Source organism: Kineococcus auxinigenes (genome assembly GCF_050871525.1).
GTDB lineage: Bacteria > Actinomycetota > Actinomycetes > Actinomycetales > Kineococcaceae > Kineococcus.
Genome location: NZ_JBKBCT010000043.1, coordinates 21,304 through 35,335, shown reverse-complemented (window position 1 = coordinate 35,335; position 14,032 = coordinate 21,304). Strand labels below are relative to the sequence as shown.

General features: G+C 76.7%; 12 protein-coding genes. 2 read left to right on the top strand and 10 right to left on the bottom strand.

From position 1 onward, the window contains the following. Positions 1-162 precede the first annotated feature (162 nt). On the bottom strand, positions 163-2,070 hold the full coding sequence (locus ACRYR9_RS12770) for a phosphatase PAP2 family protein (protein WP_432495626.1): 1,908 nt from the start codon (positions 2,068-2,070) through the stop codon (positions 163-165). A 369-nt stretch (positions 2,071-2,439) separates the two neighbouring features. Here ACRYR9_RS12770 and ACRYR9_RS12765 point away from each other — a divergent pair, with 369 nt between their 5' ends. Beyond that, on the top strand, positions 2,440-3,345 hold the full coding sequence (locus tag ACRYR9_RS12765; RefSeq protein ID WP_432495624.1) for a GAF domain-containing protein: 906 nt from the start codon (positions 2,440-2,442) through the stop codon (positions 3,343-3,345). A gap of 31 nt (positions 3,346-3,376) precedes the next feature. Here ACRYR9_RS12765 and ACRYR9_RS12760 read toward each other — a convergent pair whose 3' ends face one another. Continuing rightward, the gene (locus ACRYR9_RS12760; protein ID WP_432495622.1) at positions 3,377-4,369 is read right to left on the bottom strand and encodes an LLM class flavin-dependent oxidoreductase; all 993 of its coding nucleotides are present in this window, start codon (positions 4,367-4,369) and stop codon (positions 3,377-3,379) included. Between the two features lie 121 nt (positions 4,370-4,490). Then, positions 4,491-5,402: an alpha/beta hydrolase family protein gene (locus ACRYR9_RS12755; protein ID WP_432495620.1), complete on the bottom strand. Its 912-nt coding sequence runs from the start codon at positions 5,400-5,402 to the stop codon at positions 4,491-4,493. Positions 5,403-5,606: 204 nt separating this feature from the next. Here ACRYR9_RS12755 and ACRYR9_RS12750 point away from each other — a divergent pair, with 204 nt between their 5' ends. After that, positions 5,607-6,221: a TetR/AcrR family transcriptional regulator gene (locus tag ACRYR9_RS12750; protein ID WP_432495618.1), complete on the top strand. Its 615-nt coding sequence runs from the start codon at positions 5,607-5,609 to the stop codon at positions 6,219-6,221. Positions 6,222-6,227: 6 nt separating this feature from the next. On the opposite strand, the gene ACRYR9_RS12745 is transcribed toward ACRYR9_RS12750, so the two are convergent. The 7 genes from ACRYR9_RS12745 to ACRYR9_RS12715 form a co-directional block, all read right to left on the bottom strand. Continuing rightward, positions 6,228-7,061, bottom strand: a complete 834-nt coding sequence (locus ACRYR9_RS12745) for an anti-sigma factor (RefSeq protein WP_432540196.1) — start codon at positions 7,059-7,061, stop codon at positions 6,228-6,230. Further along, on the bottom strand, positions 7,048-7,716 hold the full coding sequence (locus ACRYR9_RS12740; RefSeq protein WP_432495614.1) for an RNA polymerase sigma factor: 669 nt from the start codon (positions 7,714-7,716) through the stop codon (positions 7,048-7,050). The genes ACRYR9_RS12745 and ACRYR9_RS12740 overlap by 14 nt, the downstream gene beginning before the upstream one ends. Before the next feature lie 45 nt (positions 7,717-7,761). Beyond that, positions 7,762-8,463 carry a class F sortase gene (locus tag ACRYR9_RS12735; RefSeq protein WP_432495612.1) on the bottom strand — a complete coding sequence of 234 codons (702 nt, stop codon included), beginning with the start codon at positions 8,461-8,463 and terminating at the stop codon, positions 7,762-7,764. After that, positions 8,460-9,284 (bottom strand): DUF4397 domain-containing protein, encoded by an 825-nt coding sequence (locus ACRYR9_RS12730; protein WP_432495610.1) that lies wholly within the window; start codon positions 9,282-9,284, stop codon positions 8,460-8,462. The genes ACRYR9_RS12735 and ACRYR9_RS12730 overlap by 4 nt, the downstream gene beginning before the upstream one ends. A 143-nt stretch (positions 9,285-9,427) precedes the next feature. Beyond that, entirely contained in the window at positions 9,428-10,606 is a 1,179-nt protein-coding gene (locus ACRYR9_RS12725) for an aldose epimerase family protein (protein WP_432495608.1), read from the bottom strand. A gap of 162 nt (positions 10,607-10,768) precedes the next feature. After that, entirely contained in the window at positions 10,769-12,862 is a 2,094-nt protein-coding gene (locus tag ACRYR9_RS12720) for an amylo-alpha-1,6-glucosidase (RefSeq protein ID WP_432495606.1), read from the bottom strand. Further along, a complete protein-coding gene (locus tag ACRYR9_RS12715) occupies positions 12,859-14,010 on the bottom strand; it encodes a glycosyltransferase family 4 protein (protein WP_432495604.1) in 1,152 nt (383 codons plus the stop codon). Before ACRYR9_RS12715 ends, ACRYR9_RS12720 begins: the two co-directional genes overlap by 4 nt. Positions 14,011-14,032: the final 22 nt, after the last annotated feature.

Sequence of the window (14,032 nt, the reverse complement as noted above, 5' to 3'; positions counted from 1 at the left end):
CCCCCCCCCCCCCCCCCCCCCCCCCCCCCCCCCCCCCCCCCCCCCCCCCCCCCCCCCCCCCCCCCCCCCCCCCCCCCCCCCCCCCCCCCCCCCCCCCCCCCCCCCCCCCCCCCCCCCCCCCCCGGGGAGGGGGTGGGGTGGCGGGGCGAAGAGGGATGGGTGTCAGGCGGTGGCGAGCAGGCGCACGGAGACGCCGTCGCGGGTGGGGAGCAGTTCGGCGCGGCCGCCGCCGGCGACCTCCACCGCCGCGAAGCTCCCCCGCAGCCGGCGCGCGCGCAGCACCGGGCGCTCCTCGCCGACGGGCCAGCCGCCGGCGGCCGCGGGGTCGACCCGCAGCAGCGCACCCTCGCCCAGGACCGCGGCGCCGCGCACCTGCAGCGGCACCGCGCCGCCCGCGACGGGCGCCACGTCCAGGACCGCACCGGCGGCCTGGGAGAACTCACCGCGCACCTGCGCACCGCACCCGGCGGCGACGCGCAGCGAACCCGCCGCGACGCTGACGTCGCCGCGGCCGAGCGCGGTGGCCGAGGCGGCCACGAGCGTCCCGCCGGCCACCCGGGCACCACCGGTGAAGGAGTTGTCGCCGGTGAGGGTCAGTTCCCCCGAACCCCGCTTGACGAGGTCGCCGCGCCCGGCGACGTCGTTGCGCCACGCGTCGGCCGCGGAGAAACCGCCCGCGGCGGCGTCCATGTCGACGACCACGCTGGTGTCGAAGCGGCCGTAGCCGTCGGCGGCGGTGAACAGGTCCAGGCGCCCCCACAGCTCCGGGCCGTCCAGCACCGGGTACCCGGCGGGCAGGGCGGTGGTGCGCAGGACCTCCCGGCGCTGGGCGGCGCTCAGGTACGGCAGCCGGGTCTCCAGCAGCACCTCGGCGCCCTGCGGCACCACCACCGGCGTGCGCGGGCCGGTGCGCTGGAAGCCGTAGGTGAGGAAGCGCCGCACGAGCTCGCGGTTCGCCTCGCGCTCCCCCCACGGGTCCTGGCCGTCCCCGCCCGAGCGGGCCAGGGCGATGAGGCCGGTCGCGTCGGTGCCGGTGCGCTCCTGGAACCAGGCCGCGGCCTGCTCGCGCGCGGCCCGCTTCAGCACGGCGTTGGCGGGGTCGTGCAGCGCGGCCGCGGCCAGCGCGGTGGCCATGACCCGGCCACCCATGACGTCCAGCGGGGAGTGCATCCCGGTGACGATGCGGCTGTCGGCCAGCTCGAACGCACAGGCGATCAGTTCCTGGAACCGCTCGGGCACCGCGTGGGCGAGGGCGAGGGCGGCCAGGTGGAAGGCGTTGGTGTGGCCGCTGGGGAACCCGCCGTCCTCGGCGGGGTCGTCGCCGCGCTGGCGCAGCAGCTGCGGGGCGACCACGACGTCGGAGACGTGGACGGGGAAGCCGAACTCGTCGGTCGCCCCGGTGGGCACGACCTCGCTGCCGGCGTCCAGGCGCCACGGCCGCGGGTACTGGAAGGCGTTCTTGGCGGGGTTGCTGGAGGCGTACGGGCCGCGCACCGCGTTCACCAGCTGCGCGACGAACCCCAGCTCGGAGGTCTCCGAGCCGGCGCCGAGGGCCGAACCCGCGGGGGCGTCGGCGGGCAGCTCGTCGCTGACCTTCTCCGGCGGGGTTCCGTCGGGACCCTCGGTGATGCCGGTGACGGCCTGCGCGCCCTCGCGGTACAGCTCCGCGAGCGGGCCGAGGCCGGCGGTGACGGCGTAGCTCTGGTGCTGGCGGTCGCGGACGAACGCGAGCTTCGCCTCCTCGTCGGTGCGTGCGTGCGTCACCTCGACGACGTGCTGCACGTTCGCGCGCAGCACGTCGCGGTCCAGGACGCGGCCGGTGTCCCAGGTCGGTCCGGTCTCCCACAGCTCCTCGAACCCCGACAGGATCCGCACCACGGCGTTCGTCCACGGCGTGGTGTTCTCCGCGACGTTCGTCGCGTAGTGCTCGACGAACGGGAGCACCGGCCCACCGGGGACGGGGTTCGCCGCCGCGGGCCGCAGGCGGCCGACCGGTGCGAGCAGCGCGGTGGAACCGGCCAGCGCCAGGGTCAGGACGTCGCGGCGGCGGGGGGCGGGGCGTGCGTGCACGGGCGTTCTCCGGGGGTTCGGGGGCCCGGCGGTGCTCCGCCGGTGATCGCGAAGCCTGCTGAGCCCCGGCCACGGTGCGGCGAACCGCGGGTGTCCACCGCGCGAACAGTCCCCAGCCGTGACGGTTGCGCCGCACGGGTGGCACCGCCGCCGCCGCACGGGGCGGCCTGGACCCGCCGCGGTGGCGCGCGGTGACGCGCGCCGCGGGTCCGCTGCACCGGAGAGGTGGTTCCCGGCGGGGAATCTGGTTGAGCACGCGACGAACCGTGGTCCCGGGCCGATGATGGGAGGGCGGCGCCCGTCCGCGACCCGCCCGGGAGCCGCCGCCGGCCCCTCGCGCGCCCCACCCCCGACGCCCCGGAGCCCGCCGTGCCCCTGCCCCGCAACACCACCGACCTGCCGTTCGAGGACGCCTGCGCGCAGGTCCTGGACTTCCTGCGGCAGGAGGTCCCGCTGGGCCACTGGTCGATCAGCCGCTACGACGGCGAGCGCCAGGTCCACCTCCAGCTGCGCGACGACGCCTACGGCGTGCGCGCCGGCGACCACCGCGCCTGGGACACCTCCCTGTGCGCCCGGATGGTCGCCGGCGCCCCGAGGATCGCCCCCGACGTCGCAGCCGTCGCGCAGTACGCGAACGCGCCGGTCCGGCAGGAGGCGCCGATCGGCGCCTACGTCGGGATCCCCCTGCACGACGCCGACGGCGGCCTGTTCGGGACCATCTGCGGCCTGGACCCGAACCCCCAGGGCCGTCGCCTGGATCAGCACGCCCCCGTGCTCGAACTGCTGGGTTCCCTGCTCACGGCGGTCCTGCGGGCCGAGCGTTCCCGCGACCGGACCCGGCAGCTGACCCGGTGGACGCTGGGGGGTGCGGCGGGCAGCCCGCTGAAGGGCGTGGTCGACCGGGGGGCCTGGTACGAGTTCCTCACCGCGGCGGACGAGCAGCACCGCGTGCACGGCGACCCCGCCCGCGTCGCGGTGTTCCAGGCGGCGGACGAGACCGCGGCGGCGCGCGTCGCGCAGCTGCTGCGCCAGAACCTGCGCGAGCACGACGTCGTGGCGGTCCTGGGTGCCGGCGAGGTCGGCGTGGTGCTGACCCGCATCCCCCCGGTGGCGGGCGAGCTGTGCGTCGGCCGGCTGCAGCGGGCGCTCGCCGACGCCGGGCTGCGCGTCGGCGTCGGTTCGTCGGCCTACTCGATCGCCGACGGGTTCGCCGCGGCGTGGGCGCGCGCGGAGAGCGCGGCCCGCGCCGGGCGGGAGCAGCGCACCGCGGCGTGAAGCGGCGCGGTGCGCTGCGGGGCGGCGACGCTCAGGAGGCGGGAACCGCCTGGACCGCCTCGGCGAGCAGTTCCGCGGAGCGCAGCCGCTCCTCGGTGTCACGGGCCTGGTGGGCGACGATGAGCTCGTCGGCGTCGGCGCGGCGGCGGAACTCCTCGACCTGCTCGCGCACCTGCGCGGGGGTCCCCACGGCCGAGCAGGACAGCATGGACTCCACGTGCATCCCGGCGGCGGAGGACATCAGCGCGTCCACCTCCGCCTCGGTGAACGTGCGCCCGCGCCCGAACAGCGACTGCGCGAACGTGCGCCGCACGTGCTCGAACGTCTGCTGCGCGCGCTCGGTGGTGTCGGCGGCGACGACGTTCACCCCGGCGATGACGTGCGGGGCGTCCAGGTCCTCCGAAGGCCGGAACTCGCGCCGGTAGGTCGCGACCGCGGCCTCCAGCGCCTGCGGCGCGAAGTGGGACGCGAACGCGTACGGCAGGCCCAGGGCGGCGGCGAGCTTCGCGCCGAACAGCGAGGAACCCAGGATGAACAGCGGGACGCGGGAACCGGCGCCGGGCACGGCCTGCACGCCGGGGACGCGGGACTCGCCGGCGAGGTAGGCGCGCAGTTCCTGCACGTCCTGCGGGAAGCTCTCGGCCGAGGAGGGGTCGCGGCGCAGCGCGTACGTGGTGCGCTCGTCCGAACCGGGGGCGCGGCCCAGGCCGAGGTCGATGCGGCCGGGGTGCATCGCGTCGAGCGTCCCGAACTGCTCGGCGATCGTCAGGGGCGAGTGGTTCGGGAGCATGACGCCGCCCGCGCCCAGCCGGATCGTGCTGGTGTGCGCGGCGACGTGCGCGATGAGCACCGCCGGCGCGGACGAGGCGATCGTGGGCATGCTGTGGTGCTCGGCGTACCAGACGCGCCGGTACCCGTACCGCTCGGCCTGCTGGGCCAGCGCCACGCTGCCCGCGATGCTGTCGCCCGGGCTCTGCCCGGGGGCGATGTGGGCCAGGTCGAGGACGGACAGCGGAACGGGCACGGGGACGACCTCTCGCACGACGGCACGGCGCGCCGCCCCGCTGACGGGGCGACGCTCGCCCGGAGCAACCGCCGGCGCGGGCGGAGCATTCCCCGCCCGCGCCGAGGTGGTCGCGGGTCGTTCAGGAGCAGTTCGTGCTGCGGTACTCGCTGATCGCCAGGCTGACGGTGGGTGCCGGGCACAGGAACTGCGTGTAGCGGGTGTCGTCGTCCACGTAGCGCTTGAGCCAGCTGATGCTGTGCTTCGCGATCGTGGTGTCGGAGGTGTTCGGCGCGAAGTGGCTGGCGCCGCGCAGCTCCAGGTACGCCTTGTCGGTGCTGTCGGGGATCGAGGCGTAGAACGGCTCCGAGTGCGAGGCCACCGGCGCGACGCTGTCGTTCTGGGCGCCGATGATCAGGGTGGGGGTCCTGACCTCGAGCCAGGTCTTGTCGAGGTTCCACGGCGTCAGCGGGATGGCCGCCTTGATCGCCGGGTCGTCCTTCACGGCTTCCAGGGTGCCGCCGCCGCCCATGGAGTGGCCCATGACGGCCAGGCGGTCGGCGTCGACGCGCGAGCGGACGCTGCTGCTGCCGGTCAGGTAGTCCAGGGCGGCCTGGATCTGGTCCCCGCGCGAGGAGGGCTGGTCGTAGCGGGAGTTGGTGTCGATGGTGAACACCACGAAACCCTGCGAGGCCAGGCGCGGGCCGTACCAGGCCATGCTGGACTGGGTCGCGGTGTAACCGGGGGCGACGACCACGCCGCCGAACGTGCCGGCGCTCGTCGTGGTCGGGTAGTAGATCGTGCCGCCGCCGAAACCGCGGGCGCTGAAGCTGGACACGCGGGTCTGCGACACGGCGAAGGAGCCGCGCGAGGCCTCGACGCTGGAGGTCGTGGGCGCCGGGCCGCGCTCGTAGGGGTTCTCGGCGGCCTGAGCGGGCGCCGCGCCCGCGAGGAACGGCAGGGCGACGGCAGCGGCGGCCAGCGAGGCGCGGAACCCGCGGGCGGAGCGGTTCCGGGACGGGGACGGGGACGGGGAGGTGAGGGTGCTCGACATCACGGGGCTCTCCTGGGGCGTGCGGCGGGGAGGGGCGCCGGCGGGGCAGGACGACCGCGCAGTGGGCGGCGCTCCGTCGTGCCGCGCACCGCTGCGGGGTTCCGACCCGGTGGCGAGGCACAAGCTAGCCATAGCCTGACCACTCGGTCAAGCAATCTCGGGGACAGGCGTCCGGGGGCTCGTGCCCGCGGCTACCCTCGCGGCGTGGCGGGAACGCAGGACGAGGGACCGGAACGCGTCGACGGGCGGCGCCTGCGCTACCGGCACCGGCGCGAGGAGCTCCTGCAGGCCGCCACCGAGCACGCCGTGCGGCACGGGCTGGGCCAGCTGTCGCTGCGCCGCGTCGCCGAGAGCGCCGGCGTGGGCCACGCCGCGCTGCTGCACCACTTCGGCACCCGCGAGCAGCTCGTCTCCGAGATCGTCGAGCGGGTCCTGGACCGCGCGTTCACCGCACCGGAACTCCTCGACGGCGACCCGCCCGGCGGGCCGCTGCGGGCGCTGTGGCGGCACGCCACCGCGGAGCGCGGCGAGGCGCACGTCCGGCTGTTCCTGGCGATCACGGGGGCCGCGCTGCACGACGAGGCGCTCGCCGGCGCGGTGCGCCGCTCGGTGCGCGAGCGCACCGGGATGCTCGAGGCCGGGCTGGTGCGCGAGGGCTGCCCGCCCGAGCAGGCCGCGGCGACGGCCACCCTCGTGCTGGGGACCATGCGCGGGCTCGTGCTCGACCGGCTCGTCACCGGGGACACCGCGCGGGTCGACGCGGCCTTCGAGGCGTTCGTGCAGGGCGTGGAGCAGCAGCGCGAGCGCTGGACGGCCTGACCCCCCTCAAGCCGGCAGGGACAGCTCCCCGCGCAGCACGCTGTCGGCGGAGTGCCCCGGGTCGCCGTCCAGGGGCTCGCGCGAGACGTCCACCACGGTGAAGCGGGACAGGTCCACCGCCTCCGGCAGGACGACGGCCAGGTGGTCGCCGGTGAGCGTGCCCAGGGACAGCAGCCCCCCGGCCGGGTCCAGCAACCACACCTCCAGCACCCCGCCGCCGGCGGGCGCCACCTCGCGCACGTCCACGTCGAGGCGGCGGTGGCCGTCGACCCGCGCGACGGTCGCGGTCCCCGCGGCCTGCGCGGCGGCGTCGCCGAGGGGGGCCAGCGGCGCGGACGCCACCACGGTCCCGGCGCCCTCCCCGGGCGGGCTCGCGGTCGGGCCCGCGGTCGGCAGGGCGGTGGGCGCGTCCCCCCCGCCGGCCAGCTGGGCCCCGCCCACCCCGACGGCGGCGCCCACCAGGAACGCCGCCGCGAGCGCGAGGCGGGCACGGTGCCCGGACCGGCGGGACGGCACGTCCACCGGCACGGCCACCGGCACGGCCGGCGGGGACGCCGGGGCGGTGGCGGGCCCGGTGGGGGGCGCGGCGTCGATCCCGACCTCGCGGGCCACGGCCTCCCACGTCCCCGCCGGCACCGGCACCGCGGGCGGGGGCGCCGTGGAGCGCGCGGTGGAGACGACGAGCGAGAGGGCGGCCAGCTCCTCGCGGCACGCCGCGCACCCGGCCAGGTGCTCCGGCGCGCCCTCGACGCCCTCGCCCAGGGCGAGCAGCGCGAGGTCGTCGTCCCCGAGGTGCGTCACGGGCCCGGTGCGGGGACCCCCGGGGTCAGGAGGCAGCACGGTCCTCCTCCAGTCGGCTGCGCAGGCGGAGCAGCGATCGTCGCAGGTGGCTCTTCACGGTCCCCACGGGCAGCTCGGTGCGCTGCGCGATCTCGGTGTGGCTGAGCTCCTCGAAGAAGGCCAGCCGCAGCAGCGTGCGCTGCGGCTCACCGAGGTGCTCAAGCTCGTCGAGCAGGACGAGGCGGTCCGCGGCCAGCTCCGCGGGGTCGTCGGCCACGGGCTGGCCGGGCACGGCGGTCAGCTCCACCGAGCCGGTGCTGACCTCCGCGTCGCGGTGCCGGGCCCGCAGGCAGTCCGCGACGCGGTGCCGGGTGATGCCCACCAGCCAGGCCGGCAGCGAGGAGCGCCGCGGGTCGTAGGTGCCGCGCGAGCGCCACGCCGCCACGAACACCGCCTGCACCACGTCCTGCGCGTCGGCCTCCGTCAGGCGGCGCAGCGCCAGGGCGTGCACGAGGGGGGCGAAGCGGCGGAACGCCTCCGCCAGGGCGCGCTCGTCCCCGGCGGCCAGGGCGGCCGCCAGCGCGCCGTCGTCCACGTCGTCCGGCTCGCCGGTGCCGTCCACCCGGCCCGGCCCGCCGCCGGGCACCGGGCCGGCCGCCGCGGGGGCGCCCAGCCGGACGCCGCCGCCCAGGGCGACGGCGTCCGGGGTGCTCACGCGACCACCGTAGGGCGCCCGCGACCCGCCGCCAGTCGGTGCTCCTCAGGGCACCGGCTCGGCGACGACCACGACGTTGTCCTCGTACCGGCCGCGCTCGGCGTCGAACCGACCGCCGCAGGTGAGCAGCACCAGGCGCGGTCCACCGGAGCGGTCGAACAGCTGCGCGACGGGCAGGTCCGCCTTGGCCACCTGCCGGCGCGCGGTGACCGCGAAGCGGCGCACCGCGCCGTCGGCCAGGACGACCTCCACGACCTGCCCCTGCCCGGCACCCGCCAGGGGGTGCAGCGCGCCGGGGCCCTCGCGGGCGGTGTCGACGTGACCGGCCAGCACGGCCGAGCCCGGCCCGCCCGGCACCGGCCCGAACCGGTACCAGCCGACGAGGTCGCCGTCGCCGGGCACCTGCATCGCACCGTCGGCGGTGACGCCCACGTCCACGACCCGCGCGTCGATCCCCAGGTCCGGCACGCGCAGCGCGACGGGCCCGGCCACCGGGACGGGCGGCGCCGGCGCCGCCGGGCGCACCCGCACCCCGCCCGGGACGAGGTCCTGCGCGGGGGCCCCGGGGACCCCGGCCGCGGGGGTACCGGAGGCTCCGGACAGGGCCGGGGCGGTGGTCCCCGCGGCCGCGGCGGTGGGCACCTCGCCGAACCCCGCGGGTGGCCGCTCGGCCCACCAGGCACCGATCAGGCCGGCGCCCAGCAGGGCGGAGACGAGCCGCAGCGCGCGGGGCGAGGCGCCCCTCACGAGCGGGCGCGCTGCGCCCTGGACCGCACCACCGACAGCCCGGCCCCGGCCAGCGCGACGGCACCGCCCGCGGCGACCCACCACGGCAGCCCGCCCTCGACGGTGCCGGCCTCACCGGCGGCCACGCCCGAGGGCGCCGAGCCGTTCGCCCGGACGGTCTGCGTGGCCAGGGCGAGGTTCGAGTCGGCGGCCGAGCCCCACGCGTAGACGATGGTCTCCGCCCCCTCGGGCAGCGTCAGGTCGGCCGGGCCGAGGGCGACCTGGTCGGTGCCGGCGAGCACCACGTCGGCGGACACGGTCCCGGCCGGCACGGTCGCGCTGGCCTCCTGCGGGTTGCTCAGCCCCGTCAGCACCGGGGTCCCGCCGGCGCGCACGTCCACCGCGGGGGCGGCGGCCACGTGCCGCACGGTCAGTTCCGCCTGGCCCGCGGCCAGGTCGGCCGGGGTGTTCACGAACGGCGTCAGCGTCGGGGCACCCTCGGCGGACAGGTGCGCCACGACGGTGGCGTTCGCCCCGGCGGGCACCGCGACGTCGTCCGCGGAGATCGCCGGCTGCGCCGAGGCCGGGTCCGCGCCGGCCGGGTAGACGGCCAGGTCGTAGGAACCGGCGGGCAGGGTGAGCGGGTCGGTCAGGGTCCCGGGCGTGAAACCGCCCACGACCTCCTCGCCGTTGGCGTACACGTCGACGGTCAGGCCCGGCACGCCGTGCAGGATCGAGACGGTGGCCTGCCCGGTGCTCGCGGCGGTCGCGCCGGCGGCGGGCAGGGCGAGCGCCACCGCGGGGGCGGCGACGAGGACGGCAGCTGCGGTTGCCTTGCGCACGGGTTCCTCCTCGGGTGCGCGGGACCGGGTGGTCCCGCTCGTACCCCCACTGCGGGCGTGCGAGCGCCACCGGATGCAGCCGGGAGGAGATTCTTCGCGCGGGTGGTCCCCGCGGCGGGAGGGCGCCGCGGGGACCGGACGGCTCAGCGCGAGAGCGCGAACACCGTCGTGCTGCGGTACTCCTCGCCGGGGCGCAGCACCGTGGAGGGGAACGTCGGCTGGTTCGGGGAGTCGGGGAAGTGCTGCGTCTCCAGCGCCAGCCCGTCGCCCTGCCTGTACACCGAACCGGAGGTTCCCACCAGGGTGCCGTCGAGGAAGTTGCCGGAGTAGAACTGCAGGCCCGGTTCGGTCGTGGAGATCGTCAAGGTGCGCCCGCTCGCCGGGTCGTGCAGGGTCGCCGCCTCCTCAAGCTCGTCGGCCGTCTCGCGGTCCAGCACCCAGTTGTGGTCGTACCCCTGCCCGAACAGGATCTGCTGGAACGGCTGACGGATGCGCGCGCCCACGGCGGTGGGGTCGCGGAAGTCCATCGGCGTGCCCGCCACGGGGGCGATCTCACCGGTGGGGATGAGGGTGGCGTCCACGGGCGTGTAGGCGTCGGCGTGGATCGTCAGCTCGTGGTCGTAGATGGTGCCGGTGCCCTCGCCGCGGAGGTTCCAGTACGTGTGGTTCGTCAGGTTCACGACGGTGGGGGCGTCGGTGGTGGCGAAGTAGTCCACCGTCAGCTGCGCGAAGCGGTCCAGGGTGTAGGTGACCTCGGCGGTGAGGGTGCCGGGGTAGCCCTGGTCGCCGTCCGGGCTGACCAGGGTCAGGCGCAGGCCCACGACCTGGTCGCCCGGCAGCGCCTCGGCGTCCCACACCCGCTTGTCGAACGAGTCGTCCCCGCCGTGCAGGGAGTTCGGGCCGTTGTTCAGCGGCAGCTGGTGCTCGACGCCGTCGAGGGTGAACTTCCCGCCGGCGATGCGGTTGCCGTAGCGGCCGATGAGGGCGCCGAAGTACGGGCCGGGGTTGTTCCCCGCCAGGTACCCCTCGAGGTCGTCGAAGCCGAGGACGACGTTCTGGACGTCCCCCTGCTCGTCGGGGAACTCCAGGCTCTGGACGATCCCGCCGTAGGTGAGGATCCGCACGGTCACCTCGCCGTTGACGAGGGTGTACCGCTCGACGGCGGTGCCGTCGGGCAGGTTCCCCCACGCCTCGGTGGAGATGCCGGGGCGCCGGAGGGGCGCGGCCGCCGCGCCGGTGGCCCCGGCCGCGGTGCTCGCCAGCGCCCCGGCCGCGGTGGCGGCCAGCACGACGCTGCGTCGGGTGAAGGTGGGAGAAGGCATCTGGTCCCCTGTCTGAGCTTCCTCGCTCGGGCAGCGGCGGAGCCGCTGCAGTGGCGCTCGGGAAACTAGGGGGCTCTCTGCAACGTTGTCAACGCACCGCGTCACGGCACGGAACGGCGAGCGCCGGTGCGGGCCCGGGCGGGACCGCACCGGCGCAGCACCTCACCCGGCGCAGGCGACCGGTTCCGGTGCGGGGCGCCGCGCGCCGCCGTCCACGTCGACGCGCTCCTCCCCCACCGGCAGGCCCGACACCCGCACCCGCCCCCACGACGCCGGCAGCACCGGGTCGGTCGCCACCTCGCCGTGCGGGGCGCACACCCGCAGCCGCAGCAGCGCCGTGAGCAGGCCGATCGGGGTGGCGGCCGCCCAAGCCTGCGGCGAGCAGGACGTCGGGTACGGCACAGGAGACGGCGACTCGGCGCGGTCGAAACCGCAGAAGAGCTCCGGCAGGCGGCCGCCCGTGGAAGCGCTCGCCGCCAGCAGCCCGTCCGCGACCCGCTGCGCCGCCTCCACGTGCCCGTAGCGCACCAGCCCCGCGACGATCAGGGCGTTGTCGTGCGGCCACACCGACCCGTTGTGGTAGCTCACCGGGTTGTAGCGGCCCTCCGTGGTGGCCAGCGTCCGGATCCCCCAGCCGCTGAACATCGCCGGGGACAGCAGGTGCTCCGCGACCTGCGCGGCCTCCTCCGCGCCGGGCAGCCCCGCCCACAGGCAGTGCCCCTGGTTGGAGGCCATCGCGTCCACCTGCTGCTTGCGCCCGTCCAGCGCCAGGGCGTAGCACCCGCGCCCCGGCACCCAGAACGCCTCGTGCACGTCGCGGCGGAACCGCTCGGCCTTCTCCGTCCAGCTGCGCGCCCCCGCCTCGTCGCCCACCAGCGACGCCAGGTGCGCGCGGGCGGTGTACGCGGCGTACACGTACGCCTGGACCTCCACCAGCGCGATCGGCCCCTCGGCGAGCCGGCCGTCGGCGAAGGAGATCGAGTCGGAGGAGTCCTTCCACCCCTGGTTCAGCAGGCCGCGGTCGGTCTTGCGCCGGTACTCCACGAACCCGTCGCCGTCCAGGTCGCCGCAGCGCTCGACCCACTCCAGCGCCCGGTCGGCCGCCGGCAGCAGCGCCCGCACCTCCTCCAGCGGCGCCCCCCAGCGCGCCGCCTGGTCGAGGACGACGACGAACAGCGGGGTGGCGTCGACGCTGCCGTAGTACACGCTGCTGCCGCCCAGCGCCCGGTCGGCGTCGACGCCGAGCCGCACCTCGTGCAGGATCCGCCCGGGTTCCGCCTCGCTCATCGGGTCCACGCGCCGGCCCTGGTGGTCGGCCAGGGTCTGAAGGGTGCCCAGCGCCAGGCCGGGGTCGAACGGCAGCGCCAGCCAGCTCGTCAGCAGCGAGTCGCGGCCGAACAGCGCCATGAACCACGGCGCCCCGGCGGCCACGACGTCGGCCCCCGGCCGGCGCGGGTCGGTGATGCGCAGCGCGCCCAGGTCCAGGACGCTGCGGTGCAGCGCCTGCGCCAGCACCGGGTCGTCGCACTCCACGTCCGGGCTGGCGCGACGCCGGTCGCGCATGCGGCGCACGGGGGCCGCGGACTCCACCGGGCGGTCCAGGGGGAACGACGTGCCCACCTCCCCCTCCTCGGTGGAGGGCAGCACCTGCACCGTGGTGGACCACTCCCCGTGCGCGGGGACGACCACCCGCCACACGAGCGCACCGGGCGTGGCCGTGGCGCCCTGCCCGTGGACGCGCACGCCGCGGCGGCGACTGCCGCGCGCGACGCTCAGCACGAGGTCCTCGCCCTGCCCGCTGCGCTGCACGGGGGCCCGGCGGGCGACCCTGCCCTCCTTGACGTCGAACAGGTCCGCGAAGTCGGCCTCGACGGACAGGTGCAGCGTGATGCCGGCCGGTTCGGTGCCGTGGTTGCGCACGACGACGTCCTCGCGCAGCCCGTCGGCCGCCATCCGGCGCCGCTGCACCACCAGCGTGGCGTCCGCCTGGCCCGGCCGTGGCGCGGCGCGCGTGGTGAACACCGCGGAGAACGGCTCGGGCAGCGAGACGCCCAGCGGCTGCAGCGGCTCGTCGTCCAGCAGCAGCTGCCACCCGGACACGACGCGGGTGTCCTGGAAGAACACCCCGTGCGGGCGGTCCGGCCGGATGTCCCCGGCGCCGTCGCTGACGCAGAACGACGCGCCCTCGACGAGGGTGACGTCGCCCCCGGGACCTGCGGGAGGCAGTTCCTGCGGGGTGCCCAGGGGCTCGCTCACGCCGGCACCCCCCGCTGCCGCAGCCGCCGCAGCGGCGAGCGCGGGGACGTGATGGCCCGCACGCTGCGCTCGCCCTCCACGATGGTGCGGAACAGGCGCTCGTACCCGGCGGCCATCACCGGCAGGTCGAAGTTCTGCTCGGCGTGCCGGCGGCAGACGGCCGGGTCCAGTTCCGCGGCCAGCGACAGGGCGGCGGGGAAGTCCGCGAGGTCGTGCACCACGAGCCCGCTGCGGCCGTGGTCGACGACCTCCGGGACGCTCCCGCGCGGCAGCGCCACCACCGGTGTGCCGCAGGCCATCGCCTCGATCATCACCATCCCGAAGGGTTCCTCCCACTGGATGGGGAACGCCAGCGCGCGAGCACCGGCGAGGAGTTCCCGCTTCAACGCCGCGTCGGCCTCACCGACGTACTCGGCGTCGCGGCCCAGCCGGGGACGGACCTCCCGCTCGAAGAACTCCTTCTCGCCGGGTTCGCTGCGCTTGCCGGCCAGCACGATCCGCAGACCCGCGGCGCGCGCCGCGTCGATCGCCAGGTGCGGTCCCTTGTCGGGGCTGAACCGGCCCAGCCACAGGACGTGGTCGTCCTTGCGCTCGCGGAACGGGAAGCTGGAGACGTCGATCGCGTTGTGCACGCGCCCCACCCAGTTGATGCCCGGGTTCAGGCGGCGCTGGGCGTCGGAGATGGCGACGACGTCGACGCTGTCGCCCAGGCGGGTGAAGTACTCGCCCTGCTCGCCGTCGACGGGCCCGTGCATCGTCACGACGGTGGGCACGCGGCGGCCGCGGGCCAGCAGCGGCCCGGCGAGGCTGTGGTCGTGCACGACGTCCACGTCGAGGTCGGCGAGGGCGGCACCGGCGGCGGCGGCGTGGATCACCTCCGGCGCCGGGGTGCCGAGGCGCTCGGACGGGGGTTCGTCGAACACCTGCACGAACCGGGCGGCACGGGTGCGGTGGCGGCCGGCGCCGACGAGCGTCACCTCGTGACCGCGTTCGGCCAGGGAGTCGACGAGGTCGGCGACGACGGACTCGATGCCGCCGTACCCCCGCGGCGGCAGCTCGAACCAGGGCGGGGCGACGACCGCGATGCGCAGGGCGTCGCGGGGCGGGCGGGCGGGACGCGGGATCGTCGGGGTCTCGGGGACCGTCACGTTCTCCTCCGGCGACGGGCTC